At 69.2% G+C, this 11,642-nt stretch carries 13 protein-coding genes; 12 read left to right on the top strand and 1 reads right to left on the bottom strand.

Going from position 1 to position 11,642, the window contains the following annotated elements; genetic code table 11:
• Positions 1-213 precede the first annotated feature (213 nt).
• A complete protein-coding gene (locus DX03_RS09065; protein WP_038692157.1) occupies positions 214-1,209 on the bottom strand; it encodes an AraC family transcriptional regulator in 996 nt (331 codons plus the stop codon).
• On the opposite strand from DX03_RS09065, the gene DX03_RS21165 reads away from it, so the two are divergent.
• The 12 genes from DX03_RS21165 to DX03_RS09010 all read left to right on the top strand — a co-directional run bounded on the left by DX03_RS21165 (position 1,171) and on the right by DX03_RS09010 (position 11,619).
• On the top strand, positions 1,171-1,563 hold the full coding sequence (locus DX03_RS21165) for a hypothetical protein (protein ID WP_185753329.1): 393 nt from the start codon (positions 1,171-1,173) through the stop codon (positions 1,561-1,563). The two genes, DX03_RS09065 and DX03_RS21165, sit on opposite strands and share 39 nt — an antisense overlap.
• A 432-nt stretch (positions 1,564-1,995) precedes the next feature.
• Positions 1,996-2,202 carry a Flp family type IVb pilin gene (locus DX03_RS09060; protein WP_038688089.1) on the top strand — a complete coding sequence of 69 codons (207 nt, stop codon included), beginning with the start codon at positions 1,996-1,998 and terminating at the stop codon, positions 2,200-2,202.
• A 104-nt stretch (positions 2,203-2,306) separates the two neighbouring features.
• Entirely contained in the window at positions 2,307-2,852 is a 546-nt protein-coding gene (locus DX03_RS09055) for an A24 family peptidase (protein ID WP_038688087.1), read from the top strand.
• Positions 2,849-3,337, top strand: a complete 489-nt coding sequence (locus DX03_RS09050) for a TadE/TadG family type IV pilus assembly protein (RefSeq protein WP_038688085.1) — start codon at positions 2,849-2,851, stop codon at positions 3,335-3,337. The genes DX03_RS09055 and DX03_RS09050 overlap by 4 nt, the downstream gene beginning before the upstream one ends.
• A gap of 31 nt (positions 3,338-3,368) precedes the next feature.
• Positions 3,369-4,388 (top strand): Flp pilus assembly protein CpaB, encoded by a 1,020-nt coding sequence (gene cpaB, locus DX03_RS09045; protein WP_038688084.1) that lies wholly within the window; start codon positions 3,369-3,371, stop codon positions 4,386-4,388.
• An 18-nt stretch (positions 4,389-4,406) separates the two neighbouring features.
• Positions 4,407-5,777, top strand: coding sequence for a type II and III secretion system protein family protein (locus tag DX03_RS09040; RefSeq protein ID WP_081797205.1), 1,371 nt, complete (start codon positions 4,407-4,409; stop codon positions 5,775-5,777).
• Positions 5,778-5,801: 24 nt separating this feature from the next.
• Positions 5,802-7,088 carry a fimbrial protein gene (locus DX03_RS09035; RefSeq protein WP_038688080.1) on the top strand — a complete coding sequence of 429 codons (1,287 nt, stop codon included), beginning with the start codon at positions 5,802-5,804 and terminating at the stop codon, positions 7,086-7,088.
• Positions 7,073-8,425 carry a TadA family conjugal transfer-associated ATPase gene (locus tag DX03_RS09030; protein WP_038688078.1) on the top strand — a complete coding sequence of 451 codons (1,353 nt, stop codon included), beginning with the start codon at positions 7,073-7,075 and terminating at the stop codon, positions 8,423-8,425. The genes DX03_RS09035 and DX03_RS09030 overlap by 16 nt, the downstream gene beginning before the upstream one ends.
• Before the next feature lie 2 nt (positions 8,426-8,427).
• Entirely contained in the window at positions 8,428-9,378 is a 951-nt protein-coding gene (locus DX03_RS09025) for a type II secretion system F family protein (RefSeq protein WP_038688076.1), read from the top strand.
• Positions 9,375-10,325: a type II secretion system F family protein gene (locus tag DX03_RS09020; RefSeq protein ID WP_038688074.1), complete on the top strand. Its 951-nt coding sequence runs from the start codon at positions 9,375-9,377 to the stop codon at positions 10,323-10,325. Before DX03_RS09025 ends, DX03_RS09020 begins: the two co-directional genes overlap by 4 nt.
• A 5-nt stretch (positions 10,326-10,330) precedes the next feature.
• Positions 10,331-11,188, top strand: a complete 858-nt coding sequence (locus tag DX03_RS09015) for a tetratricopeptide repeat protein (RefSeq protein ID WP_038692155.1) — start codon at positions 10,331-10,333, stop codon at positions 11,186-11,188.
• Positions 11,185-11,619 (top strand): DUF3613 domain-containing protein, encoded by a 435-nt coding sequence (locus tag DX03_RS09010; RefSeq protein WP_038688072.1) that lies wholly within the window; start codon positions 11,185-11,187, stop codon positions 11,617-11,619. The genes DX03_RS09015 and DX03_RS09010 overlap by 4 nt, the downstream gene beginning before the upstream one ends.
• Positions 11,620-11,642 lie beyond the last annotated feature (23 nt).

The following is an 11,642-nucleotide window of genomic DNA, read 5'->3' as shown; positions in this document are numbered from 1 at the left end:
CGTGTACGAACGATGTGGACTGCATCCATGCCTGTTGGCACTTGGATGTCATTACAGTCGCCACGTCGTCGCTGGGGCACTTCATTCCGGCAGCACCTGCGTGCGTTCCGGCAAGACAAGAACGAAAACCGGCAGTGGCATGCGCAATTCCGGCAGATTGCCGGAAACGTGCATTGCGGGGGGAGCTGCAGGCGGCGGCGATGGCCGCCGTGGTCAGGCCGGGCTGCCGATCTGCGCCGGCGCACGCATCAGGGTGTCGCGCGGCAGCTCACCGAATACCCGACGATAATTGTCGGCAAAACGGGAGAGATCCCACAGGCCGCAGCTCAACGCCACCGCCTTGACCGACTTGCGGCTGGAATCGGCCATGGACAGCCCACGGCATGCCGCGCACAGCCGTAGCATCGACAGGTACCGGTTCGGCGAGGTGCCAAACAGGTCTTCAAACGCATAGCGCAGTGCGCGCTCGCTGACCCCGGCCGCGTCGCAGATTTCATGCATGTAGATATAGCGACGCAGATTGAGCCGCATGAAATTCTCCGCACGCTGCGCGATCAGGTAGTGCGCGCGCCGTGCCCGGCTGTTGGACGGGCGATCTTCATTACCCGCCCCCAGCAAGGCCTGTATGTGGTCGTGCAGCAGCGATTCGACCGCGTCTGCGGCCAGTGCCGCGCCGGGGTCGGCAAGCGTGGCGTGCAGCCCCGTGTAGCGTTCGACCAGGCTGGAGCCGGCGCGCGAGACGTCGGGATTGAACAGCGACAACGCCTGGCCGGACGGCAGCGTGCTGCGCAGGCTCAGTGCGGTCAGCTTGCGCTGCACGCGCTGCATCGGCGCCAGCAGCAGGCTCAGCCGCGTGCCTGCGCTCAAGGTGAATTCGCTGATGCCTTCCGGCAGCACGGTCACCACCATGCCGGCACTGAGTGGAATGCCGTGGCACCAGCTCTGCGCCTCGTCGGTGGCGTGGATGAACCCAAGCAGGCACCAGTCCTGCGGCAGCATGAAGCGGCCGCGGAAGTGGAAGCCGCAGTGCGCGGCAAGGAACAACGCTTCGTCGTGCACGCGCGAGTGCAGTGCCGCCCGTGGGCCATTGCCATCCAGCAGCACGGTCTCCAGGTCACAGACGCGCAGCACCGCGCTCAGCGTGGCCAGGTCATGCGACCGAAGCGCGCCGTGCTCGCCTGCATTGCCGTCCACTGCACCATCAACCATGACAGTGATGCCCCCGTTGGCCTGGATGCGGGCAGCCATCGCCGCTGCCCGTGCTTCTTCCTGTTGCCGCCAATAAACGCCACATGGCGTCTGAACTTTCCGGCCCGCGCAATTGCGCAGACACAACGACTACATGAACAGTGTATCTGCGCGACCGGATCGGATTACCGCCGTATTATCGATGCGCATTTTCGGCAAGTATGCATGAACTGGGCGCGCGGTAAACCCGCCGCCGGCAATTGCATCGGCATGCGCGCGCTACGCCCGCAAACGCCTGCAATTGAGCGCGGAATGCGTCAAAAAACCGTCATCACCTTCGCTTCACCCTATAAACACATCCCTTTCACTTTATAAACATTAAATGGTTGTCAAACACCCGGCTTGAATAACGGGTGAAAGTGCAGGCACTCAAGTTCGAACCACGCCTGCCGTTTATGTGTATTGAAGGACTTTGTTGGCGCCGATCATTGCGGCAGGCATCACCCGGCAGCTCCGTGGCGGAAACCGGGAATGTACGACAGGGGGATCTCTATGCAGACGCTCGTTGCTACGTGGCTGTTCTCTTCCCCGCATGCGCAGGCGATCACGCCGCGCCTGTCGTTGCCGCCTGCTCCCCGCCATCCGAACCCGGCCGCCCTGGACGCATCCAGGTAGGCCGGCGGCTGCTTCGGCAGCCGCCCCCTGCGCAGGGATCGCGCAGATTACGGGATGGACCCGGCGGAGCCGGGACGCACCATCCACATGCAGGCAGTCCAATCGATTGAACGGAACAGGGAGTAGACCGTCATGAAAGCCTCAATCCGCACGTTTCTCGCTGAAGAAGATGGTGTCACCGCGCTCGAGTACGGCATTCTCGCCGCCGTGATCGCCGGCGTCCTCGTGGTTGCCGCGCGCACCGGCCTCAACGAGATGTTCACTACGCTGTTCACCAAGCTCAAGACGCTGGTGGACAGCGCCGGCGGCAGCGCCCCGACCACCCCCGGCACCGGCTGACCTTCGCTTCACCCGGTCAATGGACGACCGCAGGCCCGCGCCTGCGGCGACGCCAACGGTGTGCCCCGCACCCCGTGTTCGATGCGCCATGGAGGAGCCCTCGGATGTCACTGCTGCCCGTACTGGCTGTGTTGTTGAGTGCACAGGTCGCCATCAGCGACCTGTACGCCCGGCGCGTGTCCAATCGCTGGTTGCTGTGCGTGGGCGTGGCTGGCCTGGGCGGGTTGCTGTGGATGTGGGCGGTGCGCGGGGCACCGTTTCCCGGCATGCATCTGGCCGGCGCGGTGGTGGGACTGGCAGCCCTGCTGCCGTTCTATGCGTTGGGCTGGATGGGTGCCGGGGACGTGAAGTACTTCGCGGTGCTGGGCCTGCTGCTGGGGATGCCGGCCCTGCTGCCGATCTGGGTGGTGAGCAGCCTGCTGGCCGGCGCGCACGCGGGCTGCGTACTGCTGGCGCCCGGCCTGCGCACAACGTTGCCGCTGCGCATGCAATGGCTGCATGCACGTGCACAGGCGCAGTGGCAGGCACGGCCGTTCGTGCGCCAGATCCACGCATCGCGCCAGGGGCGCGCCGGCATTCCCTATGCCGCGTACCTGGCCTTTGCCACCGTGGGTTTCATTGCCTACGGCACCTATGGAGCATCGTCATGACCGCGTACGCACGGTTGCATCGCCAACGCTCACCGCAACGTGGCGTGGTGACGCTCGAATTTGCGTTCATGCTGATCCTCGGCGTGGTCCCGCTGCTGCTGTTGACCTACACCGGGGTGATGATCATGGCCGCCCAGCAGACCCTTTCCCTGGCATCGGCCGAAGGCGCGCGCGCCTCGCTGCGCTATGCCAGCCCCAATGAACGCCGTGTGGCCGCCTGCCAGGCGGCGCAACGCTCGATGCAATGGCTGTTGAACTTTGCCGGGCAACAGGCCAGCTGCAGCACCGCTGGCGCGCCGCCGATCGTGGTCAGTGCGCCTGCGCCGTGCGCGGGCCTGGCCAGCGCGCAATGCATGCAGGTGTCGGTCAGCTACGACTACCGCAGCAAGCCATTCCTGCCCGGGACCGGCCGGGTGTATGGCTGGCTGATCACCGAACCCATCCGCAGCACCGCCGTGGCCCAGCTCGACCTGGGTACACCGTGATGCGCCGCACCGACGCCGTGGAGGCTGTTGCATGCTCAAGCTGACCCGCATTGCCGCCGTGGCACTGATCGCGCTGGCCCTGCTGCTGGCGGTGGTGGCCTTCCTTGTCAGTCGGCGTGCCGCCCCCACCGTGGTGGCCGCGCCGCAGGTGGCTGGCCAGCCGCAACAGTGGCCGGTGGTGGAAGCGGCGGGCGAGCTGCCCGCGGGCCGACCCATCAGCGCCGCCGACCTGCGCATCGGCAGCGCGCCGCAGGCACCGCAGGGCGGCTACGCCAGCATCGCCGAGGCCACCGGCGCCGTGCCCGTGCACGCCATTGCCGCAGGTACCGCACTCAACAGTGCGCTGATGGCACGCGGCTACGCGCTGCGGCTCAATCCGGGCGAGCGCGCCCTTGCAGTGCCGGTGGATGAGCTGGTGGCCGCGGGCAACCGGATCCTGCCGGGCGATTACGTCGACGTGTTCCTCAACCTGCGCGCGCCGCAGGGCATGGGCACCGAGGGCCAGGCGCAGGCACGCCTGTTGTTGTCGCGGATGCGGGTGCTCAGCTACGGCGCCGCAGACACCGCACCGGGCCAGGCCGCGCCCACCGACACCGCCAGCGAGGCCAGCACCGACGCCCGCGCGCAGGACATCCAGGGCAGCGCATCGTCCACCAGCAGCACCAGCACCAGCGCACCGGTGCGCAGCGCGGTTCTGGCGGTGCCGGTCGCCGAGGCCAACCGCCTGTTGTTGGGCGCACAGCAGGGTCGCCTGTTCCTGGCGCTGCGCAACCCGGCCGATGTGGGCCAACCCGACCAGGAATTGTTCGCCCAGCCCGGCGGCGTGCTGGATGCACGGCGCGAGCTGAGCCCTGAACAGCGGCTCGCGCTGCAGTCTCCCGAAAACGACGCCTACGCCGGCATCGACAGCGACGCACTGGCCGGCCGCAGCACACGCCCGGCCCGGGCGCCCGCACCGGTACGCGCCAGTGCGCCGCGCCAGGCACCGCGTCTGGACCGCGGTGTCGAAATCATCCGCGGCGATGTTTCCTCCCACAGCGGCTCGCGTTGAGCCATGCCGAGACTTTCCATGACCCAACGCCCTGCCCGCCTGCACCGTTCCCGCCACTGGCCGACCCGCCTGCTGCTGTTGCTGGTGTTGGGCATCTGCCCGGTGGTGGGCATGGCCAACGCCGATGTGGTGCTGCAGACGCGCGAACAGCGCCCGTGGACGTTGCCGGCCGACCTGGACCGGGTCGCCATCGCCGATCCGGGGGTCGCCGATGTGGTGATGCTGCGGGGACCGCGCCAGGCGCTGCTGGTGGGCAAGGCGCCAGGGACCACCACGTTGTTGCTGTGGCGGCGCCAGCAGAGCGAGCCGCAGCGGATGCAGATCGAAGTGCGCAGCGCAATCCAGGGGGCGCTGCCACCGTCGGGGGACCTGCAGCTCACGCTGCAGGATGGCCAGGGCCTGCTGCAAGGGAGTGCGGCAGGCCTGTTGGACCATGAGCAGAGCCGCAAGGCGGCGACCATGGCCCTGGGCAAAGAGGGTCAACTCGCGGATGTGTCCACCATCGCCAGCGGCGGTGTGGTGCAGGTGGACGTGAAGGTGGTGGAGTTCAACAAGTCGGTGCTGCGCCAGATCGGCATGAGCTTTGCCAACAAGAATTTCAGCGGCAGCAACGGCTTCTTCTACGGCATCACCCGCCCGGGTGGCACGCTGCCGGGCGTACCGCCGGCCACCGACCCGGGCACCAGCCCGGACAATGTGGTGATCACCAATCCGTTGTCGTCCGCGTTCGGCCTGGTGTTCAAATCGCTCACCCACGGCTGGGACGCCAACATCGACCTGCTGCAGAACAACGGCATGGCCCGCGTGCTGGCCGAGCCCACCCTGGTGGCCCTGTCCGGGCAGAGCGCCAGCTTCCTGGCCGGCGGCGAACTGCCGATCCTGGAGCCGCAGGGCCTGGGCACCACCACGGTCACCTTCAAGCCGTTCGGCATCGGCCTGACGGTTACCCCGACCGTGCTCGGCCCCGACCGCATCGCGCTCAAGGTGGCCCCCGAAGCCAGCGATCTGAACTACGCCGCGGGCATCTCCTACAACGGCGTGCAGATCCCGTCGATCACTACCCGTCGCGCCGATACCACGGTGGAGCTGGGCGACGGCGAAACCTTCATCATCGGCGGGCTGGTCAGCAACACGGTCAGCTCCAGCGTCGACAAGATTCCGCTGCTGGGCGACCTGCCGATCATCGGCGCGTTCTTCCGGAGCCTGAACTACAAGCGCGAGGAAAAGGAGCTGGTGATCATCGTCACCCCACGGCTGGTGCAGCCGCTGGCCCGCAACACGGTGGTGCCGCTGCCGGGCGACCGCGAGGTCAAGCCCAACCTGCCGGTCTGGGGCGCGTGGCTGCTCAGCCCGGCCTCGTCGGACCAGCTGCCCGGCTTCTCGCGCTGACCCGATGCCAGGAGCCCAGCCCGCATGTCTACCGCCACCCTCCACCTGCTGCAACCGATGGCGCCGCCGGTGAGCCTGGTACTGGTCGCGCCTGACCGCAGCCTGCTGGACGTGCTCGGCGCCAAGCTGCCGCCCGGCACCCGCGTGCACTGGGAGGACAGCCGCGAGTCGATCACATCGCTGGACGTGCACCGCCGCACCGGTGCCTGCGTGGTGCTGCTCGACTTCCGGCACGAGCAGGCCAGCGCCACGACCGACCTGACCCGCCACCTGCAACGCACCCTGCCCGACCTGCCGCTGGTAGCGGTCGGCTCCACCGCCAACGATCAACTCGACGGCGTCGTGGCGGCGCTGCGCGCCGGCATTCGCGACATCCTCGACCTGGACGCATCCACCGCCGACATCGACGCAGTGCTGCGCCGCGCCGGCAGCACCCCCGGCGTGCGCAGCGTGGCGCCCGAGACAGCCCGCAAGGCGCGCCTGGTGCTGGTGCTGGGCGTCCGCGCCGGTGTGGGCAGCAGCACCCTGGCCGCGCACGTGGGCGTGCTGGCCCAGCAGCTGGGCCATCCGGTGGCCCCGCCCACCGCGAACGCGGACCCGGCCCCGCCCGACAACAGCCTGCTGCTGCTCGACCTCGGCCTGCCGGCCGGCGACGCCGCGCTGTATCTCAACCTGGACAGCCAGTTCCACTACAACGATGCGCTGCGCAACGCCACCCGCATCGATGCCACTTTCGTCCGCACCGCCATGACCCGCCACCCCGGTGGCCTGGCCCTGCTCGGCCAGCCGGCGGGCAGCGAAGCCGGCCCCATCGCCGACCCGGCCGTGCTGGTGCAGCGCCTGCGCGGCGTGTTCGAAAGCGTGTTGTGCGACGTCGGTGGTGCGCCCGTGCGGCAGATCCCGCGCTCGCTGCTCAACAGCGCCGATGAAATCTGGCTGGTGGCCGATCAGGCCATCGGCACGCTGGTGTCGCTGGACCTGGCCTTGAAACAGCTGGAGGCACTGGGCGTGCGCGACGGCCGCCTGCAGCTGGTGATCAACCGGCACGACGAAGGCGGTGGCCTGGCGCCCCAGCAGATCGCCGAGCGCTTCAGCCTGCCGCTGCTGGCCACCCTGCCCGACTGCAATCGCCTGCGCGCCAGTGCCAACCACGGCCACCTGTTGCTGCAGGATGCCCCGCGCGACCCGTACCTGCGTGCCCTCACCCCGCTGCTGGCGCGACTGGACCCGGCACTCGCCGGCGTCCTGCCGCGTGGCTGGCGGGAAAAACTCGTCCTCCGCCTGAGTGGTCTCCCATGGAAGACAAAGTGATGCCGTTCGCGCCGCCGCATGCCCGTGCCGACGCCGGCACCATGGCCGATGCCGTGGTCACCCCGTTTGCCCAGTCCGACGAGTACCAGAAGGTACTGGTCGCCGCCCATGAGCACCTGCTCAACAGCATCGAAGACGAACGCATCGACATCGATGCCTGGGCGCCGGACACGGTGGCGCGCTACGTGCACACCCAGACCGCCATCTTCGTGCAGGAGTGGCGCATCCCGGTCAACGAATCGGAAATGGAGGTGGTGGCCGCGGCGCTGGTCAAGGAGCTGACCGGGTTCGGCCCGCTCGACGACCTGCTGCACGATCCCAGCATCGAAGACATCCTGATCAACGGCTACAAGGACATCCACGTGTCCCAGGGTGGCCGCCTGCTGCGCGCGCCACAGCGCTTCAGCGACGACAGCCACCTGCTGCGGATCCTGCGGCGGATACTGGCGCCGCTGGGGCGCCGGCTGGACGAGTCCAACCCGATGGTGGATGCGCGCCTGCCCAACGGCGGGCGCCTCAACGCGATCATCTCCCCGCTGGCGGTGGATGGTCCCATGGTGTCCATCCGCAAGTTCCGCAAGGACCCGTTCACCCCCGACGAACTGCTGCGCATGGGCACCTTCGACCGCCCCATGCAGGCGCTGCTGCATGCCCTGGTACTGGGCCGCTGCAACATCCTGGTCTCCGGCGGCACCAGTTCGGGCAAGACCTCGCTGCTCAATGCGCTGGCCAGCTACATTCCGGCCGACGAACGCGTCATCACCGTGGAAGACACCGCCGAGCTTTCGCTCAACCACCCGCACGTGGTGCGTCTGGAAAGCCGCATCGGCGGCGCGGACGGTCAAGGCGCGGTGAGCATCCGCGACCTGGTGCGCAACAGCCTGCGCATGCGCCCGGACCGCATCGTGGTGGGCGAGGTGCGCGGCGCCGAAGTGCTGGAAATGCTGCAGGCCATGAACACCGGCCACGACGGCTCGATGGCCACCATCCATGCCAACTCGCCGCGTGACTGCCTGTACCGGATCGAGATGCTGGCCGGCTTCGCCGGTTTCCAGGGCAGCGAAGACAGCCTGCGCCGGCAGATCGCCAGCGCGATCGACTTCATCGTGCAGATCTCGCGCCTTGGCAGTGGCCGCCGCGTGCTGGTGTCCATCACGGAAATCACCGGGGTCAGCGACAACCTGATCAGCACCCAGGAAATGTTCCGCCACGAAATCCAGATCGATGCCGACGGCAAGGAGATCGACCGCTGGATCGGGCTCGGCTTCCACCCGCATTCGCACAAGCTCGAACCGTTCCGGCGGCAGCTGCGCGAGGCACTGGACGGAGGCTACTGAGCATGACCACGGTGCTGCTGCTGTGCAGTGCGATCCTGGTGCTGGTGGCCGTGGCCATCGAGCTGTGGATGGGCGCGGCCCGGCGCGAACGCCTGCGCGCCTCGCTGCAGCACACCGAACAACGGCTGGCCGCCACGCCGGCCACGCCACAACTGGCCGGCATGCCGGCGCGTCCCGCGGCACCGACCGCACTACCCACCGGCACCCGCCGCGCCGGTGGCCTGCCGTGGGATGCGCTGCTGCAACGCGCCGCGCTGCGCACCGGCTGGCGTCTGCCGATCCTGTGGCTGCTGGGAGCGACGCTGCTGGGCTGGGCTGCGGCGGCGCGCATCGGCACCGCGTGGATGTGGCCGATCACCCTGGGGCTGTGCGCATTGCTGCTGGGGCTGTGGATCTCGCGGCGCATCCTGGGCCTGCAGCGCCGCCTGCTGCGCCAACTTCCCGACTTCCTGGACAACCTGGTGCGCTTGACCGCGCTCGGCAACAGCCTGCAGATGTCCTTCCAGACCGCCAGCCAGCAGGTGCCGATGCCGCTGCGCGGGCTGCTCGATGACACGCTGTCGGGCACCCGCAGCGGGCTCGACCTGGACCGCGCCCTGAGCCAGGCCGCGCAGCCCTACCGGCTTGACGTGCTGGACGTCCTGGCCGTGGTGCTGGGGGTCAGCATCCGCATCGGCGGACGCTCGGACCAGATCCTGCAGCGCATGAGCGACTTCATGCGCGATGTCGACCAGGCCCGCCAGGAACTGATGGCCACCACCTCCGAAACACGCATGTCGGCGTGGGTGCTCGGCCTGCTGCCGCCGCTGTCGGCGCTGCTGATGGCCATTGCCAGCCCGGACTTTTTCGCACCGGTGCTGGAGGTGCCGCTGGGCCACCGCATCCTCGGCGCGGCGCTGGTGATGGAACTGATCGGCGGCTTCCTGCTGTATCGCCTGGCGCGCTCGCTATGAGCGCCAGCACGCTGCTCATCGTGGCCTTGCTGCTGCTCGCATTGGGCGTGGGCCTGCTCGGCATTGCCGGGCTGTGGCTCAGCGGCCAGCAGCAGCGCACCGCCGCCACCCTGCAGGGCGCGCTGCGCAGCCGCGAGCCACGCGCGCCGGCCGAATCGGGCACGCCACCACCAGTGGCCGCCGCGCCGCGCGGCTGGGCCTGGCTGGCCACGCTGGGCGAGCGCTTCAACGGCGGCCGCATCGAAGCGGCGCTGTTGGCCGCGGAAGACCGCCTGCTGCTCGACCAGGCCGGGTGGCACACGCGGGTCGGCACCGCCACGTTCCTGGCCCTGCGCCTGCTGATCGCGCTGGCCGGCCTGCTGCTGGCCGCGATGTTCTACGACGGCGACGGGCTGAGCCGGGTGGTGGTGATGGGGGCCGCGCTCGGCGCCGGCGTGCTGCTGCCCAAGTTCGCGCTGCGCGCCTGGGCCACGCGGTTGCGCCGGCGGGTATCGGCCGAACTGCCGCTGCTCATCGACCTGCTGCGCCTGCTGCAGGGCGTGGGCTTCAGCATGGACCAGAGCCTGCAGACGCTGGGCGACAAGCTGCGCAGCGCGATCCCGGTGCTGGGACGTGAAATCCAGCAGGCCAACATCGCCTACATGCACGGCCGCAGCCGCCAGCAGTCGCTGCGCCGCCTGGCCGAGTCCTTCGGCGACGAAGACCTGCGCAGCCTGGTGCAGCTGATGCTGCAGGTACACGAGCACGGCGGCGCGGTGCAGGAGCCGCTGCGACAGTTCAGCGTGCGCCTGCGCGAACAGCGCCGTTCCGCGCTCAAGGAAAAGGTGGGCAAGCTCTCGGTGAAGATGACCATCGTGATGATGCTGACGTTGTTGCCAGCGCTGATGCTGGTGTTGTCGGGCCCGGCGATCATCGCCCTGGCCAATGCCGTGAACCGTCTGGGGTGACCACCATGCCGATCCAATTCCGCCACTGCGCCGTACTGCTCATCACCGTGGCGGTGTGCACCGCCTGCGGGTCCGCTCGCAACGCCTACAAGCCCGACCCGCTCAGCCTGGCGCCGCTGGACACGCCGCCCCAGGACGACAAGCGCATGTACCTGGACCTGATCGGGCAGATGCAGCGCCAAGGCGCGTACTACGCCTCGCTGGCGCATGTGGAGGCCTACCGCCTGCGCTACGGCGACAGCCCTGCGCTGCGCCTGCTGCAGGCCGATGCGCTGCGCGAAACCCAGCAGACCGACGCCGCGCGTGCGCTCTACACCAGCCTGGCCAGCGGCCCGCAGGGCGCGGCCGCCTGGCACGGTCTGGGCCTGATCGCCGCACGCGCCGGCGACGCCGCGCAGGCCGAGGCCAGCCTGGCCCGCGCCGTACAGCTGCAACCGCTGAACACCGACTACCTGGGCGATCTCGGTTTCGCCCGGCTGCGCGCTGGCGCGCTTGAACCGGCACGCGAGCCCTTGGCCAAGGCGGCCGAACTGGCGCCGGGCAGCGTCAAGGCCAATGCCAACCTGGCGGTCTGGGCGCTGTTGCGCAACGACCCGGCCATGGCCGAGCAGATCATGCGCAGCGCCGCGCTGCCCGACACCGCGCGCCAGGAAGTACAACGGCTGGCGCAGCAGCTGCGGCAGCCGCCCGTCGCGCGCGCCACCCCGCTGCCGCCGGCGGCCCTGCTTGCCGCTGAAACCCCGGCCAGCCGCACACCGGCGAACACAGGCATACCCCGGGCGACGCGCGCCGATGCGCGCCTGGCCCCGTCGATGCTGGAACGCTTCGGCGCCACCCACCACGCCAACGAGAGCACGCCATGACGCCCCTTCCCTGCGCGGTGCGCACCACGCTGCTCGCCGCCGCCCTGCTCGCCTGCGCCGGGGCGATGGCCCAGCAGCGGCCCCTGACCGGGCAGATGCTCGGCGACGCCCCGCCCATCGTCGCGCCTGCAGCGCCGATGCCCGGCCCCACCGCGCCGCCGCCACCGGCATCGCGGCAGGTGCTGCCGCCGTTGCCCGCCAGCGCGCCGTTGGCCCCGCTGCTTCCCTCGCGCCCGCAGATCGGCGACACCACCCGCGCCCTGCTGCAGCTGCAGGCCAGTGGCGCCAGCGCCGGTCCACGCCTGCCCATCCTGGGCGACCAGGCCTCGCTCAGCTACGCGCGCTACCTGGAAAGCTTCACCCACCCGATCCCCGAATTCCTCGACACCAGCGTACGCAAGCAAGTCACTGGTCCCGGCAACGGAGAGTGATCCCATGAACCGGTCGCGACCGC

It is taken from the genome of Stenotrophomonas rhizophila (genome assembly GCF_000661955.1).
Lineage (GTDB): Bacteria > Pseudomonadota > Gammaproteobacteria > Xanthomonadales > Xanthomonadaceae > Stenotrophomonas > Stenotrophomonas rhizophila.
The sequence above is the reverse complement of the archived record's forward strand: the minus strand, read 5'-3'. Positions and strand labels throughout refer to the sequence as shown.

Bases quoted from the DNA above. Each gene is read 5' to 3' on its own strand.
- DX03_RS09065 (WP_038692157.1), bottom strand. From the start codon at position 1,209: ATGGTTGATGGTGCAGTGGACGGCAATGCAGGCGAGCACGGCGCGCTT.
- DX03_RS09060 (WP_038688089.1), top strand. From the start codon at position 1,996: ATGAAAGCCTCAATCCGCACGTTTCTCGCTGAAGAAGATGGTGTCACC.
- DX03_RS09055 (WP_038688087.1), top strand. From the start codon at position 2,307: ATGTCACTGCTGCCCGTACTGGCTGTGTTGTTGAGTGCACAGGTCGCC.
- DX03_RS09050 (WP_038688085.1), top strand. From the start codon at position 2,849: ATGACCGCGTACGCACGGTTGCATCGCCAACGCTCACCGCAACGTGGC.
- cpaB (WP_038688084.1), top strand. From the start codon at position 3,369: ATGCTCAAGCTGACCCGCATTGCCGCCGTGGCACTGATCGCGCTGGCC.
- DX03_RS09040 (WP_081797205.1), top strand. From the start codon at position 4,407: ATGACCCAACGCCCTGCCCGCCTGCACCGTTCCCGCCACTGGCCGACC.
- DX03_RS09035 (WP_038688080.1), top strand. From the start codon at position 5,802: ATGTCTACCGCCACCCTCCACCTGCTGCAACCGATGGCGCCGCCGGTG.
- DX03_RS09030 (WP_038688078.1), top strand. From the start codon at position 7,073: ATGGAAGACAAAGTGATGCCGTTCGCGCCGCCGCATGCCCGTGCCGAC.
- DX03_RS09025 (WP_038688076.1), top strand. From the start codon at position 8,428: ATGACCACGGTGCTGCTGCTGTGCAGTGCGATCCTGGTGCTGGTGGCC.
- DX03_RS09020 (WP_038688074.1), top strand. From the start codon at position 9,375: ATGAGCGCCAGCACGCTGCTCATCGTGGCCTTGCTGCTGCTCGCATTG.
- DX03_RS09015 (WP_038692155.1), top strand. From the start codon at position 10,331: ATGCCGATCCAATTCCGCCACTGCGCCGTACTGCTCATCACCGTGGCG.
- DX03_RS09010 (WP_038688072.1), top strand. From the start codon at position 11,185: ATGACGCCCCTTCCCTGCGCGGTGCGCACCACGCTGCTCGCCGCCGCC.